Raw genomic sequence first — 15,901 nt, 5'->3', positions numbered from 1 at the left:
GCGAGGACGCGCCCGTGCGTCCCTCGCCCACCGACGGCCTCGTCAATCTGTGGCGACAACTTCGCATCCGCTGGAGTGCATGACCGTGCGTGAGCACAAGATCGTAGTGATGGGCCCCCTCGGCGCAGGCAAGTCCACCCTGGTGCAGACCCTGACCCGGGGCAAAGCCGTGGTGACCGAAGCCCGCAATACCGACCCCGCCGTGGGCAAGCAATACACCACCGTGGCCATGGACTATGGCGACATCGACCTGCCGGGCGGCGATCGCCTGCGCCTGTACGGGTCGCCCGGGCAGGAACGCTTCTCATACCTCTGGCCGATCCTGCTGGCCGGTGCCGAAGGCGCCATCGTTCTGATCGATGGCAGCGCCGGCGTGGACAGCACGCTGGCCGGGCAGCACCTGAAGGCGATCGCAGACAGCGCGCCGGGGCTGCCGGTGGTCATCGGCCTCACCCGATACGGCAGCACCGATGATCCGGTACAGCCGCACTGGCAGGACTGGTTGCAGGACCATGCACCGCACCTGCCTGCGCTGCCACTGGACCCACGCGACATGGCACAGGCCATCACCGCGATGGATCTGCTGATGAGCCAGATCGAATGCAATGCCATGGCGGTCACCCATGCATGACACCGACCGCACTTCACCCCTGGACGCGCTGGTACGCGACGTCATCGGCATCCAGGCCCTCGTCGTTGCCAGCACCGATGGTTTCGCACTGGCCCAGGCCGGCCCGCAAGGCCATGTCGCCGATCGTCTGGCCGCGATGACCAGCTCGATGCTCGGCCTGGCCAGTGCACTGGGCCGCGAACTGCACTTCGGTGAGCTCGACACGCTGATCCTCGACGCCGCCGACGGCAAGGTGCTGATGCTCGCCATTCCCGGAAAGCAACCGCGCCTGCTGATGACCGCCTGCGACCACCGCTGTGTCATCGGCAATGTGCTCTGGCATGCCAAGCAGTGCGTGCGTGCCCTGGCCGACAGCACGAACTGATGCATGTCCCTCTCACTGCTCAGACGCCTGTTCACCCCCTCACACCCGCAACGGACCACTGAAATGAATATCGCAATCAATAAATGCCTGGACACGCTCATGCAGATCAACGGCGCGCAAGCCGTTGCCCTGGTCGACTACGAAAGCGGCATGCTGTTGGGTGAAGCCGGTTCGGGCGTGGACATGGAACTGGCGGCCGCAGGAAACACCGAAGTGCTGCGCGCGAAGATGAAAACCGCCGAAGCGCTGAACCTCAACGACAACATCGAAGACGTGCTGATCACGCTGGGACGTGCGTACCACGTGCTGCGCCCGGTGTCGGCCAAGAAGGGGCTGTTCTTCTACGTGGTACTGGACCGGCAGAAGGCAAATCTCGCCCTCGCCCGCCGCATGGTACTGGACGTGGAAAGTTCGCTGGCGCTGTAGCACGCAGCAAAGACAGACGGGGGATGGGAACGCCGGGGCTGCTCTGGGGAGAGCGGCCCCGGCCTGCGAGTGCGCCCTGCACACCTCACTTGCCATCGGGAATTCCTTGCATGCCAGCTGGATCGTCAGCGCACGCAGCACGCGACGTGTCATCACGCTACCCGCCCTGGGCCACGGTGGGCATTACCGTCGCGCTGGTCGCCATCTACGCGATCCTGTTGCTTGCGCCCGCCCCACACGCCCCTGCCAGCCGCATGCGCTTGCGCGATGCCGCGAACGCACTGGGCGGCGCCATCACCGCCGTCGAAGCCAGCTACGCCGCGGGCGATCTCACCTTGACCGACCAGCACCTGGGCTTGCCTGCCAGTGCGGCGCACTGCAGCCATCTGCGCGCCTCGCTGCCCGATTCGGGACAGGCCGTGCTGTCCTGCGAGCTACGCGGAACGGCCGCCCTGCGCGGCAGTGTCCGGTGGTCGCGCACCGCTTCCGGCGAGTGGCGGTGCAATGCGCACATTCCTGATGTGCATTCGTTTTCGCTGAAATTCCCTGCGAAATGAAAGCGCGGCGTCTGATTATTTGTAAAAAGCCATCCCAGGCGCCTCAGAAAGTCGATTTTACGAATTGTGGAATATCCCGACTGGGGCATGCGTGATTTTCTATGGCTGCGCCACGAATCATTTTTCGCGGCCATGACCAACGAATCAGCCACGTCACAGAGGATTATCATGAATACCGCATTCGGCCCAGCCCCGCGCACAGGCATGCGCGCCTCCCGGCAAAAGGGTTTCTCCCTGATTGAACTCATGGTGGTGGTGGCGATCATCGGCATCCTGGCGATGATCGCGTTGCCGCAGTACCAGCGTTTCTCGGCGAAGGCGAAACTGGCTGCGGCGCTGGCTGAGATTGCGCCAGGCAAGGTGGGCATTGAATCGGCCATCGCTGAGTCTGGCGAATCCCTGAGCACCACCCTGGCAGACTCCGGGCTTCCCAGCGAAAGTTCCCGCTGCACGACCATTTCCCTGCCGTTCAATGCTCCCGACTCGGTGACGATCCAGTGCGACCTGCAGCTGGACAACACCTATGGCGGAGGGACCCTCAGCCTGATCAGGGATGAACTCGGTGCATGGACGTGTGAAGGCACCATCGACGATCAGACGCTGCTGCCCGCAGCCTGCAGGTCCTGATAAATCTCATCGCATCTGCAGCTTCGGAGTCCTGACAGAGGACGTGAGGACTCCCTTGGCGTTCTGTATCTCACGCACTGGGCAGAGGACAACAATGAATTCATCCAGCAAAGAGGCTGACCGCAATCACGTGGCGTCGATGAGGCCGAGGGGCTTCACCTTGATCGAGCTGATGGTGGTCCTGGCCATCATCGGCATCCTCGGCGTGATCGCACTGCCGCAGTACCAACGATTCACGGTCAAGGCCAGGTTGGCCGCTGCACTCGCAGAGTTGGCACCGGGAAAAGCCGGCGTAGAGGCCATCCTGGCCGAAGGCACATTGTTGTACGACATATCGGTAACGCCCGAATCACTCGGCCTCCCAACGCCCGCGAAGTACTGCAGCGGGTTCACCGTACAGATGGAATTTGGCGACCTGAGATACCGGATGATCTGCTATGTGGGAACGCATGCGGCCTATGGCGGCAATCGCAGGATAGACCTTGTACTGGACAGGGATCTGAAGTGGCGCTGCACAAGCGACATTGAAGACAAGAGCCTGCTGCCGGAAGGCTGTCGCTCCTGAGCGGCGCCCTTCCATCGTCTCCGGAACGGGATTCAGCACCGGCCATTGCCAGTGCGTTGGATCCGGCGCGCCTTGCCCTGTCCCCAGCGTCGATACATGGCGGTCCAGCACGTCAGTTACTTCCGCACCATGCCTACACAAAACATCCCGAGGGACATTTTCCCGGTTGCAGCAGTCCGGCTGTCCAGAACAGCCGGTGTGCCTGCCGCGTTCGCCCCCACCCTCGTCATCGCCGATCCCAACCCCTGGGTCCGTCGTGAACTGGTGCGCAGCGTCCTGCCTCATCTGGAGGGCAAAGTGCCCGGCGAAGCCCGCTCGCCCGCCGAGGTCCTGATGCAGATCGCCAACCCGGACTGCAAGGTGCTGGTCGTCGACCCGTGCATGCCCACCCTGGGCCAGACCGATGGCATGCCGTTGCTGCGCCAGATCTGCTGCCTGCGCAGCGACCTGCTCATCCTGGTCCTGGCCCAGCAACCCCTGCGCGTACTGCAGGATCGCGAGCTGCCGGCGCAGATCAGGCACGTCTACGCGAAGACGGTCAACCCGGTGTGGCTGGGCCGCTTCATCAGCCAGGCACTGCGCGAGGGATCGACCGGCGTTACACCACAGGCGCCGGATGCAGCCCGGTAGCTGGTGCAGCAGTGGCAGGCAGCGCCTCGAAAAGCACGGCGTCCAGGCTGTTGCCCAGGGCCTCCACCCGCACCGTGCTGCCCTGGCCGGTCCGGCGGTGGTAGGCGTTGGCCCGGTCAACCGCAGCGTCGAACGCAGCGGCGCCACTGCTGAAGGCTTCGGCCACACCTGCGGCGGGGTCCAGCAGGGACCACTGCGCGGCACTGCACTTGACGGTAATGACCATGAGACGCTCCTTGTGGGAAACGCGCAGGGACAGTTGCCCCTTTGCTGATGCCGTCACCGTAGCCAGCCCATCAGCGCGGTCCTATCAGATAAGTACGAAAAGCCCGCACGCAGGTGTCAGAACCTGACCCTCATCACATCCCTGAGCTTGTTTAGCCTGTTCATTCCGTGATCCTTGTCACGGAGTCAGTTCGGCTTCACACTATCGTCACTAACAGGGGCCCCTTCCACATGCGCACCTTCATCTCGCAGCAGCGCGGGACGCTGCTCAAGTTCTATTTCGTGGCCAGCTATCTGGTGCTGATCGAGGAACTGATCCGCGCCGCCATGCATTGAGCGCTTGCTGCCGGCTGAGCCCGGGCGGAAACTGTTGCTTTAAAGGCATGGAGTCCGCCCGATGAAAGCGCTTCTTCTGATTCCAGCGCTGCTGGTCCTGTCCGCCTGCGCCAACCCGCATCAGGCGGCCGCCAGCGCCGATGCGGCGGCCCGCTCACCGGCCACACCGAAGGTCGGCGCTGATCGTGACGCCCACGGCTGCATCGGTTCGGCCGGCTACCAGTGGTGCGAGCACAGCCAGCGCTGCGAGCGGCCGTGGGAACTGGCACAGGCCCAAGGCCTGGCCAACACCGCCGAAGCCATCGATGCCTACTGCGCCAAGCCGGCCAGCCCGGCGCGCACGTGAGCTGCGCGCATCATGGCTGAATTGAGTCCGCTGCCCACCCTCGCGCCCGGCCGCTACCGTCATTTCAAGGGAGGCGAGTACGAAGTGATCGGCATTGTCCGCAGCAGCGAGACGCTGGAACCGCTGGTGCTGTACCGGGCGCTCTATGGCGAAGGTGGGCTGTGGGTACGTCCCTACCCGATGTTCGTCGAGCAGGTCCCCGGCAGCGGCGGGCCGCAGCCGCGCTTCGCGCGTATCGACGATTGAATCGGCTCTGCCGGCACGGCCGGCAGCTGCTGCCCGGCCCCAGGCCTGCGCTACAATCGTACCGTCCAGTCGGTTTCTTTCCGCCATGTCCGCATCTCCCTCCCGCTCGCGCCGCAAGGCGCCCGACAGCGTGCGCCAGTCACTGCTGCAGGCCACCATCGACGTGATCGCCGAGCACGGGCTGGCTGCCTTGACCGTGCAGGACGTCGCCGCCGCAGCCGGGGTCAGCAAGGGCGCGCTGTTCCATCACTTCAGCAGCAAGCAGGCGCTGGTCGACGCGGCCGTCGGCGCCCTCATCGGCGAGTTCGAAGCCCGGGTACGTGCATTGCTCGAGGAACTGCCACCCGGCCATGGCCGCTTCAGCCGCGCTTACGTGCAGGCCAATTTCGAGCACCTGCTGCAGCAGGAGCAGGAAAACGACATCGGCCTGACTCTGGGCAACCTGATGGAACCAGGCCTGCTTGCGCACTGGCGCGACTGGAAGCGCGCGATGCTGGCCGAGTTCCCCGACGAGGCCGGTGATCCGCGGTTGTATGCCGCACGCTGCGCCGCGGACGGCTACTGGGCCACCGCCTACGGGCGGCCACTGGACGAAGAAGAACGCATCAATGCACGGGCGATGGCCGAGCAGGCCCTGAAGCTGTGCGACCCGCAGTGAACCGGAGCCGATGATGAACCCCTACGCCTACCTCGCCGCCGCCATCGTGCTGGAAGTCATCGCCACGTCGCTGCTGAAAGCATCCGATGGCATGAGCCGACTGGCGCCGACGCTGGGCGCACTGGTCGGCTATGGGCTGTGCTTCTACCTGCTGTCGATGACCATGAAGTCGGTGCCGACCGGCATTGCCTATGCGATCTGGTCCGGCGTCGGCATCGTGCTGATCTCGCTGATCGGTCTGGTGGTATTCAAGCAGCGCCTGGACGCCCCTGCCCTGGTCGGCATCGGGCTGATCTGCGCCGGCGTGCTGGTGATCAATCTGTTCTCGCGCAGCAGCGCGCACTGAACGCGCTGCCACGCGATAACGGCTAGCTGACCTTCTTCGCTACGCTCATGCCGATCAGGAACAGCACCACGGCGATGATCAGGCCGGCCCAGAACAGGAACTTGGCGATGCCGACGGCGGCACCGGCAATGCCGCCGAAGCCGAGCACGCCGGCGATGATGCCGATGACGGCGAAGATGATGGCCCACTTGATCATGTCGATCCTTTCCCCACGGGGACTATAAACAGTGGGATCAGGCTAGGCCGCCGCCGATGCCGTACTCGTGAACGGGCCGCGTGCGCGGCGTGAATCAGCGCGGACGGAAGCGCAGCAGCGCGACCGCAAATGCCAGGAACACGCTGCCCACCAGGCGCTCGAACCAGCGCTGCGCGAATGGCTTGGCCAACCAGCGGCGCAGGCCATGGCCGCCGGCCGCGTACATCACGTACCAGAACAGCTCGCAGGCGGCGAACGTGGCGACAAGCACGCTGTACTGCAGCGCCTGGCCACGCGACGGATCGACGAACTGCGGCAGGAACGCGGTCGCGAACAACAGCAGCTTGGGATTGCTCAGCCCGACCAGGATCCCGCCGCGGAACACGGTCCATGCGCCGAGCGACCGCGCCATCGGCTCGGCAGCGTCCACCGCCACCGGCGACACCGGCCGGCAACTGTCACGCCACGCTTTCAGGCCCAGCCAGGCCAGATAGGCCACGCCGAGATAGCGCAGCACCTCGAACAGCATCGGCGAGGAATGCAGCAGCGCGCTCAGGCCGGCGGCCGATGCCGCCAGCACCAGCAGCATCGCCAACAGGCAACCGGCCATCGCCGGCACACTGCCACGGAAGCCGAGCCCGACGCTGCGGCCGAGGATATGCAGCATGTTCGGGCCCGGCGTACCGCACAGGACGAATACGGTGGCAAGGAACCACCACCAGGTGTGCAGGGCCATTCGACATCCACTCCAGAAGACTGCACAAGCATAGGCTGCAGCGCTACCCTGTGGCACATACAGCCCGGCATGGAACCGGCGGTTACAGATCGCCCGCGCCCCACCCGGGCGGCGATCCATGCTGCAATGGCAGCCCCTGGCATGGAGCACGGCATGAAGACCCTCGGCCTGATCGGCGGCATGAGCTGGGAAAGCTCGGCGCAGTACTACCGGCTCATCAACGAGGAGGTGCGGCGGCGCCTCGGTGGCGCGCATTCCGCGCAGCTGCTGCTGTGGTCGGTGGATTTCGCCGGCATCAAGCAGCTGCAGCATGACGGCGACTGGGATGCGCTGGGCGACCACATGGCCGATGCCGCACGGCGCCTGCAGGCCGGTGGCGCCGACCTGCTGCTGGTCTGCACCAACACCATGCACAAGCTGACCGACCGCATCGAAGCGGACTGCCCGCTGCCACTGCTGCATATCGCCGACCCGACCGCCGCCGCGATCGTGCAGGCTGGCGCGCGCAGGGTCGGCCTGCTCGGCACCGCCTTCACCATGGAACAGGATTTCTACCGCAGCAGGCTGCAGGACCGCTTCGGCCTGGAGGTCCTCATACCCGACGCGGAGGATCGCCACAACGTGCACGACATCATCTACCGCGAACTGATCGCCGGCGTGGTCAGCGAGCAGTCACGGCAGGCCTATGCCGCAGTGATCGCGCGCCTGGTCGAGCGTGGCGCGGAGGCGATCATCCTCGGCTGCACCGAGATCATGCTGCTGGTGCGGCCGGAGGACAGCGCGGTGCCGCTGTTCGACACCACTACGCTGCATGCGCTGGCTGCGGTGGACGCGGCGCTGGCCTGAGGCACAGCGATACGTGCGCGGAATCAGTCCGCGTCGCGTATCTCCAGTGCGGTGACCAGCCAGTCGACCACGGCCTGCGAATCACAGAGGAAGAACACGGCATCACCCGATCGCGCCTCGGTCAGCAGGCGGTACACGGTGATCGCCACGCCCGACTGGCTGGCAATGAATGCCTCCGGGCTGCGCGGCCCTTCGGCCTGCCTGGCCACGGCCTGCAACGCGATGCGGGCGGCCGCCGTGGCTGGCGGCTCTGCGCCGCGGGTCAATTCCAGCCCGCGCAGGCCCCAGGCAACGAACACATGCTTGCCCTTGAACGTGGTGTCCAGGACGCACACCTCGGCAGCGTCTCCGCCCGCCGAGCGATGAATGACGATACTGCTGATCAACGCAACCCCCTGTGGTCGTCGTGGTCCGCGCATCGTCCTCCACAGGCCGCGCACACGCCAGTGACGGCAGCCACAGGCCGCGCCGACAGGCGTGGGAGACATGTAAAAAGGTGTAACCCGATGCGACCGGATGTGCAGCGATGATACGGGATGTAAGCCGCTGCATGGACCCGCGCGCACTACTAAATCCCCCCTGAGCCCAGGATGCAGCGATCCGTTCCGGGCAGCGTGGACTGCGCCATTCTTGCCGCCCGTTCCCGCACCCGAGGCCCCCAATGATCCATCGCCTGCTGCTGCCCATCGGCGGCATTGCCCTTGCCCTTTCGCTGGCCGCCACCACCGTGGCCGCCCGCGATTACGACGCCGACGCGTTGCCGCCACTGCGCTGCGAATCGCAGTTCAACAAGACCGCACAGTGCCCGATCGAGGGCCCGATGCGCCTGGCCAGGCAGTTGTCGGTCACCCGCTGCGTGGAAAACCAGAACTGGGGCCAGCGCCGCCGCATGCTGTGGGTCACCGACGGCTGCCGCGCCGAATTCGTCGCCGACGATTACGGTCGCTGGCCTGGACGCGGCCGCGGCCATGAGCGCGACGATGATGGCCAACGGCTGGTGTGCGAGTCGTACGAGAAGAAGGAAAAAGAATGCCGCATCCGCGTGCGCCATGAGGTCCGCCTGGTCAAGCAGAAGTCGGTGACGGCCTGCATCGAGGATCGAAACTGGGGCTGGGACCGCCGCGGCGTGTGGGTCAGCGACGGCTGTCGTGCCGAGTTCCGGGTCTTTTGACTGCCGGCCACGCGCTGGCTGCGACGGATCAGTGATCGCGACCGGCGCGCTCGATAGACTGCATGCAACCGCCCGAGGAACGATTGATGACATCGCCGGATCCCGCCACGATGACGCTGCAGATCCGCGAGGCCCGCCCCGTCGATGCCGCCGCGCTGATCGCGCTGGACAGTGTGGCAGCACACGACCCGCGACGGGCGACGCAGATCGGCCAGTGGCTGGCGCAGGGCCAAGTGCACGTGGCCGAGCAGGATCGCGTTGCTGTCGGCTATCTGGTCATCCATCACCACTTCTTCGGCGAAGCCTTCGTTGAAATGCTGATGGTGGCGCACGCGCAGCGCGGCCGGGGCATCGGTGCCGCCCTGCTTCGCCACGCCATTGCGCGACGCGGCGGCGGCAAGCTGTTCACCTCCACCAACAGCTCCAACAGCGGCATGCAGTGCCTGCTTGCTGCGTCGGGCTTCGTCGACAGCGGCATCGTGCACGGCCTGGACGAGGGCGATCCGGAGCTGATCTACCGGTTCGCCGGTGAGTGATCGCGCTGCGCCACGCGCACAAAAAAAACCCACGCATCGCGGCGCAGGCTTCTTGATTCATCACAGTGGTCGGGACGGCCGGATTCGAACCGACGACCCTCTGCCCCCCAGGCATCGTCACAGATGGGCATACCCTGTTGATCAGAAAGGAATTCTGCCCCACTGGGAACACCCCAAAAGTGCAGATTGCGCCCCAATCCGATCAATCACTTACGCGCAGATAGGGTGCAGCTCCGCCCTCCTATACACCCCGCCGCATCTGCTCCAGCCCTGCCCTCACCCACGCTTTGCTGCGGACGTCCCTCGCTCGAGGTTTCGTCTCCCCCGGCGGCTTGCGCGGCTCCAGCGCTGCCTTGATCCGCTCAATCTCCTTCGACCCAGCCTCGGCCAGGCGTCGAGCCTGTTGCTGCTGCTCGCGGGTCGGCGGCAGGCCGGGCAGTGGACGGCGCAACTGGATCGGCGTGCTGTCGGTCAGCCGGGCGACGGCCTCACGCAGAGGCAGCTCGGGATACAGACGTGCTGCGCACCAGCGCTCGGCGTAGCGCTTCGCCTGGCGGACGCTGGCGGCGCGCACTTCCTTCACCTGCCACATCTTCTGGCCTTCCATCCATAACCTGACTCCGGGACCGTCATCAGGCGTGACGCTGTCCGTCTCGCGGCCGTTGTACCAGAGCGCTCACCGGTCTGGACCCAGCCATAGGGGATCGGGGCGGTGCGGAAACCTTGGTAGCCGTGCGAGGTATGCATGACCGGAAGGATACGACCGGCGGTCGCAGATCCTGCGAACGCGCCAGCAACCTGCCTGAATCGTTCGGGCAGAGTCGAGCCATAGTCGACCCTGTGCCGGGGCGGCGCTGCTCACGCGCCCCCCGGGTTGAGCAGCCTGCGGCCCCGGATCCGGCAAGGTCAGGATGCCCGTCTTGGCCGGCTGACACCATCGGGCAACCTCGCCCTGTTGGGTCGGGCTGTCCCTACACGCCCCGGGCACGGCCAGCCGGACTACCCTGCGGCCATGTGCGGCCGATTCGTCCAGCTCCCCGTGATCGACTTCGGCCAGCTGGGGCTGGCTGATCTTGCCCCGGCTTGGCCGAGATCCAGCCAGCTACAATCTGGCGCCGACGCAGCGCGCCTCGGTGATCCTGGACCGCGGCGAAGGCCGGCAGGTCCCCCGACTGGCATGGGGCCTGCTGCCGTTCCGGGCCAAGGCCAAGGGTCTGCAGGGCTCGACCATCAATGCCAGGATCGAGACGGTGGCCACCGAGCCCGCCTTCCGGTCGGCCTTTAAGAAGCGTCGCTGCGTGATCCCGATGGCCGGCTACTACGAGTGGTCGGTGAGCCCCGAGGACGGCAAGAAGGATCCGTGGTTCATCCACGCCACCCGGCCGCTGCTGGCCGCTGGCCTGTGGGAGGACTCCAGCCCGCTGCTGCCCGATGGCAACCTTGGCACCTTCACCATCATCACCGGAGACAGCAGCGGGGTCTCGGCCGACATCCACGACCGCATGCCTGTGTGGCTGCAGGCCGATCAGATCGATGAGTGGATGGCCGCCAGCCCCGACGACGCCATGGCCATGCTGCTGGCCAGCGAGCCGCCGGCGATGGAGGCGTACCGGGTCAGCCGCGCGGTAAATACACCGCGCAACAATTGCGAAGACCTGCTCCAGAAGTCCGCGTGATGCCCGCGCCAGTGTGGGCGGCTGTCGTCCCAGCTTTTGATGAGCGGCCCTCCGAAATCCCTCCCTCTCCATCGGCCTCCGCGGATGTTGTGATCCAACGGCAGCGGCGCAAGGGCGGAACCCACAACATTTTGGACTAAAGTTCCAAGGACGCCGGCCGCTGGCCTGTGAGCGAACATGGAGGAGTAGTGGCAACGGATGAACGAGACAATAGTTGAAAGGCAGAACCGCCGTCGAGAAAGGCAGAAGCTCAAAATATCGAGACTCATCACCGCAGCGGCAGCCATTACCTTCCTATTCTGGGCACGCAAACAATTTAGGCGCGGAGTACTGCAAACATCCCAAAATAACGACTCCACAGCCACGACAACAAAATCGCACATCGAAAATGATTCATTCAAACCAGACCCCTTAGTTCCGCCATTGCGTGAGCTCAAGGACCCTTTACTTGACTTCCTGTACACCTCGCTGGTTTCATACCTTTCCGTTGGGCTCGCCTCGGGCCTTCTGCTACTTACCGAAGCCTATGCCCGGGCGGACATAGCGAAAGTGGCAACTCAAGCATTGTCTGGACTCTCCTCAGTTCCGCTGATGGCTGCGTCGGTAGTGCTCATTTCGGTCAGCTCCCTGGTGCTCATTGCCATAGTATCCGCCCCCTTCTCCCCAAACATCGAACGGCTCGCCAGTCTCCACAAGCCATTCAACGGAATAATAGCTTTCTCTACGCAGCTTCCCTTCGCAATAGCAGGCGTAGATTTGGCCACGAGCTTTAAAATGGCCATAGCATTTAGTGGCCCCGCCCCAATGTACTATCACACATGGCTGGCCGGGATTTGCCTCGGAATTGCGATGATGGAGAGCATCCTCGCGTACTTGGTCAGGCGAGCATCACGCCCCACTCAAAGGCTCAAGCAGTGGGCGAGCACGGTATTTTTTGTGTGGGGAGCACTAATTCTCCTACTGACAGTCGCGGTGGACGTGATTGACTGGAGAAACGTCACAGATCCAGAGAAGATTTGCCGGGCGGAGGCCGACGACCCGACTAGATCGACAGTTCAAGCACGGGAAGATTAGGAGCGGCCTCGATCAGCCTGCCTCCGCGCACCCACACGTTGTACGGCAATGCTAGCTGCAGCTGGCCGAACGCCCGCATCTGTACGTCGTCATACGTCGTCAGCGTGCTGGTGCCATCACTGTTGTGTGCGGTGACGGTCGCCAGCAGTCGAGGACTGCTGCTGACCAGTTCGCCGAATTGATCCCAAAGATCAGTCCGCATCGCTGTAGTGCCTCTCAAGTGTTACGGTCTGCTCGATCACCACTGCCTGCTGATCGATCACAACATCAACGCGCAGCGATTCGCACTGCCCGTGCCATCTCCCCGCAGCGTCAACGACCTCCACCAAGTCCAACGGCATGATAGGACCGACCTCACCTGGTCTAAGTGGATTGGGAAACAGCGGCATGGTGAGGTCGACAGCGGCTTGCCCACCGCGATCGCTGAGGATGTTCCGACCGCGCTCGGCGCCGGCAGCAGCAACATTGATCAGCGGACTGCTGACCTGTTGCGCGAACAGCTGACCTGCCTCGCCGTCCTTGCGCACTTTGCAGGTGATGCCCTTCCCCGGCAGCTCACCGGTGACCAGCACTGCATCGTACAGCGGCGCGCTGCGCATCCGGTACGACGACCCGCAGCTGCCGCGCAAGGCGACCCTGACCGATCTAGGCCTTGCTGCCGCAGAGGCCGAGATCGCCAAGGCACGCGACCTGGCGCTCACGGCATGAGCGTGCAGCCCATCCTGCCAGTGGAGCAGCAATTCGCCACCGGCCATCAAGGCGAGTCGCTCGTGCTGATGGTGTGCCAGGGCTGGCTATGGGCCGGCCTCTACACCGCCGCGCCGCGCGAGTCGCTCCTGAAGGTCGCCGCCAGCGCCAGCCGGAGCGTGGGGGTATCGCACCACTCGCTCACCCTCGGCGGCGTCACGTTTTCCCTCAACCGACTTGCCGCACAGGCCGCGCACCGCTGGCTCGACCGCCAGGGCGTGCGCGTTCGGTCGATCTCCCCCATCAACCGCGCTACGCGCCGCACGCGAGGAATCCCCGCATGAGCCGTTCTGTTGTGATCTATGGGCCGCACCTGTGCGGCAATAACGCCAACGCGCAGGAACTGCGCGAACACTTCGGCCTACAGGCCGTGATTGAAGACTGGGATGGGCACAGCAGCTATCCGCTGGATAACACACTGGTCCTGACTGAGAACCCCGATGCTGTCGCCGACAGCTCATCCAAGGTGATGCACCACGGCTGGGCCATGCGCGCACTGATCGCGGAGTCCCGAGCATGAGCGCACGCCCGCAGCAGACCGGCCGTGCCGCCGAAGTGCGCAACGTCCTCGCCATGTTCCCGCTGGGCGCCACGGTCGAGCAGATCAAGACCGCTGGCCGCATCAACAGCACGCACCAGGCTATCGGCTACACGCTGAAGGGGTTGGCGCGCAGCGGGCAGGCCATATGCCACCGCTCGGGCGTGCGCGGGGGTCTGGCGCCTCTCTAGCCACACGCAGCATGCAATTGCCCCGCTGCGCGCGGCACCTGCCCGGGTGCAGCCGGCCAGCACGCCAGGTCCGCTTACAGGCGTCAGTGACGCGGCGACCACGATCCGACATCGGGCACTGGACCGGCAGCAATTGGCCGACGAGCTGGACGCCTTCCTCGCAGCGGGCGGGCACATCGAGGTGTTGGGACATACACCACTTCGCCCGCTGATGAGCCGGCACGCGGCAAACCACGGCAGCTATGCGGAGCGCATGGCAGCCCATGACATTGACTGAGGCAACCATGAGAAGCGAATTGCACGCAGCGACCGTCACTGAACCCGGCAGGCCCGGCAGCACCTACTCCGATGGCCCTGCGTGGCATGCGTTCGGACTGAGCCGCGCCGCCTATCACGCTGTGCCACGCAGCACGCTGCAGTCGATACCGGTCGAATGGCAGGCGCGCTTTGTCGCGCTAATGGTGGAGGCACGCGCAATGCCGCCGGATGAGGCGTTCCCTGAGTACCAGGTGATCCGTATCGAGGGTGGCGAGTTTGCCCACGACCCCAATCGGCGCTATCGCCACGCCGCGCCCTTCCCCCTTCGCTCTGCTGGCGCCGAGCAGGCCTCCACAGCGCATGCGCTCGCTGGCGCTTTCGTCAACACCGATACCCAATTTGATCAGGCACGCCGATGACCGAGAAAGTCACCACTCTCTCCATGAACTGCCCCGTCCTGCGCGACGCATTCGAAACGATCAGTGCGATCGCGGTCGAGGCCGTGTGGCTGCCGAACCAGGCGAAGACGATCACGCTCGCCCAGGCCCAGACCGCGCTGCGTGATCTGCATCACCGCCTTCCTCGCATGCAGGATCTGCGCGTGTTCGAACCCGCCGTAACCGCCTATGTCTCGACTCTGCGCAGCAGCATGCAGGACGGCGACACGCCGCTCTGCGATACCGCCCGGGCCCGGTTGGCGCAAGCGACCGAGCTGCTGGAGCTGGTCAGGAATCAGTCCCGCACCGCCGTCGATCCGGCGGACCCGTGGCGCGGCCTGTACCACCCGAGTCGCCTCCCAGCGCGCAATGCCGACGGCGAGATCCTATGCCATCCGGACGTACCGGCGTGGGCCGATGGTCGCGAGGTATCGCTGCAACCGCTCTTCCTTGCGCAGGGCTTCGACCTGGCCGTGATCGAGGGCGAGTTTTCCGAAGAGGGAATCGGATCTGGAATCTTCAGCGCGGCGCAGGAGCTGCACGACTGGAATCCGAAGGAACCCGGCGATGACTGGCGTCTCGTCTGGTTGGGCGAGACCGAGGACGGCCTCGCTGCCTGGTTCGTGCAGCCGCTTGCGATCGTCGTGATGGAAGCCAGGAAAGCCGATCATGGCTGACTGCACAAACGCTTGCCTTACGTTTTCGTACGACGACGTTGGCGGCGGCGGTCACCCCATCACCGTATCGCGCCAACCGAGCGACCTTGCACCACTACCTGCGCGACAAGATGGACATGATCGACCTGGTGGCATTGGGAGTGGCGGCGTGAGCGAAGATTGGCGTGCAGCGGATGGCTTCGAGATCCTACTTCGGTTCCGGGTCAATAAGCGCGCGCAGGTCCGTGTAGTCTGTCCGCTCTACGCCGACAAAATCTTGGAAGTCGCCTGCGTACTGGATCGACGCATTCAGCATCCAGCTGAGTTGCTTCCGCAAGCCGCGGAACTCGCTGAACGCACCGGCATAGAGAACATGGGATTTTCCGCCCAGATCCTCGGGATCCTGGGTGACACGAATTTTTGCTCGCATTCGCTTTGCAAGATCGTTGAGCGATCGGCTTGCGCCAATCAGGGTCCCAGCGTCAGGACCCAATGCATTGGGCAAGTTGTGGATGCGGTCTTCAACGGTCTCGGCAACGGCTACGAAGCTCAGAGCAGTCTCATCCAAAGCAATGACTAGCGCGTGTCCGCTCTTGATTCCCATGGCGGCAGTCTCCCACTCGATGGCGGCGTGAAGAGCTTTAAGCGTCGCTGCAAGTCGCCCGGGAAGAACGGTCATCTCCACAAGCATCAAACGTCCGAGTATCCCTGCAGTGTCCTCGCGAAGCTTGACTGCCTCGCCGTGCTGCTGAGCAGCGATCTCCGTTGCCTTTTCGGCTATCTCAGTCGCTCGCTTCGATGTTCCGTGCGCGAGCACCGCCACGAAAGTGGTGGCAGCTGCCGCGCCTACGCCCACAACGACCGCGGCCCAGTCGGCCACAT

31 protein-coding genes are annotated in these 15,901 nt (G+C 64.6%); 23 read left to right on the top strand and 8 right to left on the bottom strand.

Going from position 1 to position 15,901, the window contains the following annotated elements:
• The first annotated feature begins 79 nt into the window (after positions 1-79).
• The 7 genes from ACMZPQ_RS00575 to ACMZPQ_RS00545 all read left to right on the top strand — a co-directional run bounded on the left by ACMZPQ_RS00575 (position 80) and on the right by ACMZPQ_RS00545 (position 3,800).
• On the top strand, positions 80-631 hold the full coding sequence (locus ACMZPQ_RS00575) for a GTPase (protein ID WP_197580467.1): 552 nt from the start codon (positions 80-82) through the stop codon (positions 629-631).
• Positions 624-995, top strand: a complete 372-nt coding sequence (locus tag ACMZPQ_RS00570) for a roadblock/LC7 domain-containing protein (RefSeq protein ID WP_197580466.1) — start codon at positions 624-626, stop codon at positions 993-995. Before ACMZPQ_RS00575 ends, ACMZPQ_RS00570 begins: the two co-directional genes overlap by 8 nt.
• Before the next feature lie 63 nt (positions 996-1,058).
• Positions 1,059-1,421 (top strand): hypothetical protein, encoded by a 363-nt coding sequence (locus ACMZPQ_RS00565; RefSeq protein ID WP_008266506.1) that lies wholly within the window; start codon positions 1,059-1,061, stop codon positions 1,419-1,421.
• A gap of 146 nt (positions 1,422-1,567) precedes the next feature.
• Positions 1,568-1,978, top strand: a complete 411-nt coding sequence (locus ACMZPQ_RS00560) for a pilin (RefSeq protein WP_312645781.1) — start codon at positions 1,568-1,570, stop codon at positions 1,976-1,978.
• A 168-nt stretch (positions 1,979-2,146) separates the two neighbouring features.
• Positions 2,147-2,605 (top strand): pilin, encoded by a 459-nt coding sequence (locus ACMZPQ_RS00555; protein WP_312645779.1) that lies wholly within the window; start codon positions 2,147-2,149, stop codon positions 2,603-2,605.
• Positions 2,606-2,699: 94 nt separating this feature from the next.
• Positions 2,700-3,170, top strand: a complete 471-nt coding sequence (locus ACMZPQ_RS00550; RefSeq protein ID WP_312645777.1) for a pilin — start codon at positions 2,700-2,702, stop codon at positions 3,168-3,170.
• Positions 3,171-3,266: 96 nt separating this feature from the next.
• Entirely contained in the window at positions 3,267-3,800 is a 534-nt protein-coding gene (locus tag ACMZPQ_RS00545) for a response regulator (RefSeq protein ID WP_197580464.1), read from the top strand.
• On the opposite strand, the gene ACMZPQ_RS00540 is transcribed toward ACMZPQ_RS00545, so the two are convergent.
• Positions 3,769-4,026 carry a hypothetical protein gene (locus tag ACMZPQ_RS00540; RefSeq protein ID WP_197580463.1) on the bottom strand — a complete coding sequence of 86 codons (258 nt, stop codon included), beginning with the start codon at positions 4,024-4,026 and terminating at the stop codon, positions 3,769-3,771. The genes ACMZPQ_RS00545 and ACMZPQ_RS00540 overlap by 32 nt on opposite strands.
• 396 nt (positions 4,027-4,422) lie before the next feature.
• Between ACMZPQ_RS00540 and ACMZPQ_RS00535 the strand changes: the two genes are divergently transcribed.
• From ACMZPQ_RS00535 to ACMZPQ_RS00520, 4 genes are all read left to right on the top strand, one after another.
• Complete coding sequence (locus tag ACMZPQ_RS00535; protein WP_197580462.1) at positions 4,423-4,707, top strand: hypothetical protein; 285 nt, start codon at positions 4,423-4,425, stop codon at positions 4,705-4,707.
• 12 nt (positions 4,708-4,719) lie between these two features.
• On the top strand, positions 4,720-4,953 hold the full coding sequence (locus ACMZPQ_RS00530; protein WP_197580461.1) for a DUF1653 domain-containing protein: 234 nt from the start codon (positions 4,720-4,722) through the stop codon (positions 4,951-4,953).
• Between the two features lie 85 nt (positions 4,954-5,038).
• Positions 5,039-5,611 carry a TetR family transcriptional regulator gene (locus ACMZPQ_RS00525; protein WP_197580460.1) on the top strand — a complete coding sequence of 191 codons (573 nt, stop codon included), beginning with the start codon at positions 5,039-5,041 and terminating at the stop codon, positions 5,609-5,611.
• A 13-nt stretch (positions 5,612-5,624) separates the two neighbouring features.
• Positions 5,625-5,957: an SMR family transporter gene (locus ACMZPQ_RS00520; RefSeq protein ID WP_197580459.1), complete on the top strand. Its 333-nt coding sequence runs from the start codon at positions 5,625-5,627 to the stop codon at positions 5,955-5,957.
• A 22-nt stretch (positions 5,958-5,979) separates the two neighbouring features.
• Here the strand turns inward: ACMZPQ_RS00520 and ACMZPQ_RS00515 are convergent, their stop codons facing one another.
• Positions 5,980-6,153 (bottom strand): DUF1328 family protein, encoded by a 174-nt coding sequence (locus ACMZPQ_RS00515; protein ID WP_197580458.1) that lies wholly within the window; start codon positions 6,151-6,153, stop codon positions 5,980-5,982.
• A gap of 94 nt (positions 6,154-6,247) precedes the next feature.
• Positions 6,248-6,889 carry a LysE family transporter gene (locus ACMZPQ_RS00510; protein WP_197580457.1) on the bottom strand — a complete coding sequence of 214 codons (642 nt, stop codon included), beginning with the start codon at positions 6,887-6,889 and terminating at the stop codon, positions 6,248-6,250.
• A 153-nt stretch (positions 6,890-7,042) separates the two neighbouring features.
• Here ACMZPQ_RS00510 and ACMZPQ_RS00505 point away from each other — a divergent pair, with 153 nt between their 5' ends.
• Positions 7,043-7,735, top strand: coding sequence for an aspartate/glutamate racemase family protein (locus tag ACMZPQ_RS00505; RefSeq protein WP_197580456.1), 693 nt, complete (start codon positions 7,043-7,045; stop codon positions 7,733-7,735).
• 23 nt (positions 7,736-7,758) lie between these two features.
• Here ACMZPQ_RS00505 and ACMZPQ_RS00500 read toward each other — a convergent pair whose 3' ends face one another.
• The gene (locus ACMZPQ_RS00500; protein ID WP_197580455.1) at positions 7,759-8,154 is read right to left on the bottom strand and encodes a hypothetical protein; all 396 of its coding nucleotides are present in this window, start codon (positions 8,152-8,154) and stop codon (positions 7,759-7,761) included.
• A gap of 242 nt (positions 8,155-8,396) precedes the next feature.
• Here ACMZPQ_RS00500 and ACMZPQ_RS00495 point away from each other — a divergent pair, with 242 nt between their 5' ends.
• Together ACMZPQ_RS00495 and ACMZPQ_RS00490 are read left to right on the top strand one after the other, a co-directional pair.
• Positions 8,397-8,906 carry a DUF3011 domain-containing protein gene (locus ACMZPQ_RS00495; RefSeq protein WP_197580454.1) on the top strand — a complete coding sequence of 170 codons (510 nt, stop codon included), beginning with the start codon at positions 8,397-8,399 and terminating at the stop codon, positions 8,904-8,906.
• A 110-nt stretch (positions 8,907-9,016) separates the two neighbouring features.
• Positions 9,017-9,442: a GNAT family N-acetyltransferase gene (locus ACMZPQ_RS00490; RefSeq protein ID WP_312645763.1), complete on the top strand. Its 426-nt coding sequence runs from the start codon at positions 9,017-9,019 to the stop codon at positions 9,440-9,442.
• A gap of 241 nt (positions 9,443-9,683) precedes the next feature.
• Here ACMZPQ_RS00490 and ACMZPQ_RS00485 read toward each other — a convergent pair whose 3' ends face one another.
• Complete coding sequence (locus ACMZPQ_RS00485; RefSeq protein ID WP_197580452.1) at positions 9,684-10,049, bottom strand: hypothetical protein; 366 nt, start codon at positions 10,047-10,049, stop codon at positions 9,684-9,686.
• Positions 10,050-10,575: 526 nt separating this feature from the next.
• Here ACMZPQ_RS00485 and ACMZPQ_RS00480 point away from each other — a divergent pair.
• Together ACMZPQ_RS00480 and ACMZPQ_RS00475 are read left to right on the top strand one after the other, a co-directional pair.
• Complete coding sequence (locus ACMZPQ_RS00480; RefSeq protein WP_414486082.1) at positions 10,576-11,118, top strand: SOS response-associated peptidase; 543 nt, start codon at positions 10,576-10,578, stop codon at positions 11,116-11,118.
• A gap of 198 nt (positions 11,119-11,316) precedes the next feature.
• Positions 11,317-12,192 (top strand): hypothetical protein, encoded by an 876-nt coding sequence (locus ACMZPQ_RS00475; RefSeq protein ID WP_197580451.1) that lies wholly within the window; start codon positions 11,317-11,319, stop codon positions 12,190-12,192.
• Here ACMZPQ_RS00475 and ACMZPQ_RS00470 read toward each other — a convergent pair.
• Positions 12,161-12,394, bottom strand: coding sequence for a hypothetical protein (locus ACMZPQ_RS00470; RefSeq protein ID WP_197580450.1), 234 nt, complete (start codon positions 12,392-12,394; stop codon positions 12,161-12,163). The genes ACMZPQ_RS00475 and ACMZPQ_RS00470 overlap by 32 nt on opposite strands.
• Positions 12,384-12,764, bottom strand: a complete 381-nt coding sequence (locus ACMZPQ_RS00465; RefSeq protein ID WP_312645760.1) for a hypothetical protein — start codon at positions 12,762-12,764, stop codon at positions 12,384-12,386. Before ACMZPQ_RS00465 ends, ACMZPQ_RS00470 begins: the two co-directional genes overlap by 11 nt.
• Here ACMZPQ_RS00465 and ACMZPQ_RS00460 point away from each other — a divergent pair.
• From ACMZPQ_RS00460 to ACMZPQ_RS00430, 7 genes are all read left to right on the top strand, one after another.
• Entirely contained in the window at positions 12,754-12,900 is a 147-nt protein-coding gene (locus ACMZPQ_RS00460) for a hypothetical protein (protein WP_197580476.1), read from the top strand. The two genes, ACMZPQ_RS00465 and ACMZPQ_RS00460, sit on opposite strands and share 11 nt — an antisense overlap.
• A complete protein-coding gene (locus tag ACMZPQ_RS00455; protein ID WP_197580449.1) occupies positions 12,897-13,223 on the top strand; it encodes a hypothetical protein in 327 nt (108 codons plus the stop codon). Before ACMZPQ_RS00460 ends, ACMZPQ_RS00455 begins: the two co-directional genes overlap by 4 nt.
• The gene (locus tag ACMZPQ_RS00450; protein WP_197580448.1) at positions 13,220-13,459 is read left to right on the top strand and encodes a hypothetical protein; all 240 of its coding nucleotides are present in this window, start codon (positions 13,220-13,222) and stop codon (positions 13,457-13,459) included. The genes ACMZPQ_RS00455 and ACMZPQ_RS00450 overlap by 4 nt, the downstream gene beginning before the upstream one ends.
• On the top strand, positions 13,456-13,668 hold the full coding sequence (locus tag ACMZPQ_RS00445; protein WP_312645757.1) for a hypothetical protein: 213 nt from the start codon (positions 13,456-13,458) through the stop codon (positions 13,666-13,668). The genes ACMZPQ_RS00450 and ACMZPQ_RS00445 overlap by 4 nt, the downstream gene beginning before the upstream one ends.
• Positions 13,669-13,801: 133 nt before the next feature.
• Positions 13,802-13,945: a hypothetical protein gene (locus ACMZPQ_RS00440; RefSeq protein ID WP_312645755.1), complete on the top strand. Its 144-nt coding sequence runs from the start codon at positions 13,802-13,804 to the stop codon at positions 13,943-13,945.
• The gene (locus tag ACMZPQ_RS00435; RefSeq protein ID WP_495495815.1) at positions 13,932-14,345 is read left to right on the top strand and encodes a hypothetical protein; all 414 of its coding nucleotides are present in this window, start codon (positions 13,932-13,934) and stop codon (positions 14,343-14,345) included. The genes ACMZPQ_RS00440 and ACMZPQ_RS00435 overlap by 14 nt, the downstream gene beginning before the upstream one ends.
• Positions 14,342-15,040 (top strand): hypothetical protein, encoded by a 699-nt coding sequence (locus ACMZPQ_RS00430; RefSeq protein ID WP_197580446.1) that lies wholly within the window; start codon positions 14,342-14,344, stop codon positions 15,038-15,040. The genes ACMZPQ_RS00435 and ACMZPQ_RS00430 overlap by 4 nt, the downstream gene beginning before the upstream one ends.
• Before the next feature lie 187 nt (positions 15,041-15,227).
• On the opposite strand, the gene ACMZPQ_RS00425 is transcribed toward ACMZPQ_RS00430, so the two are convergent.
• On the bottom strand, positions 15,228-15,899 hold the full coding sequence (locus tag ACMZPQ_RS00425; protein WP_197580445.1) for a hypothetical protein: 672 nt from the start codon (positions 15,897-15,899) through the stop codon (positions 15,228-15,230).
• Between the last annotated feature and the right edge of the window lie 2 nt (positions 15,900-15,901).

The organism is Stenotrophomonas maltophilia (assembly GCF_047497515.2).
GTDB lineage: Bacteria > Pseudomonadota > Gammaproteobacteria > Xanthomonadales > Xanthomonadaceae > Stenotrophomonas.
The sequence above is the reverse complement of the archived record's forward strand: the minus strand, read 5'-3'. Positions and strand labels throughout refer to the sequence as shown.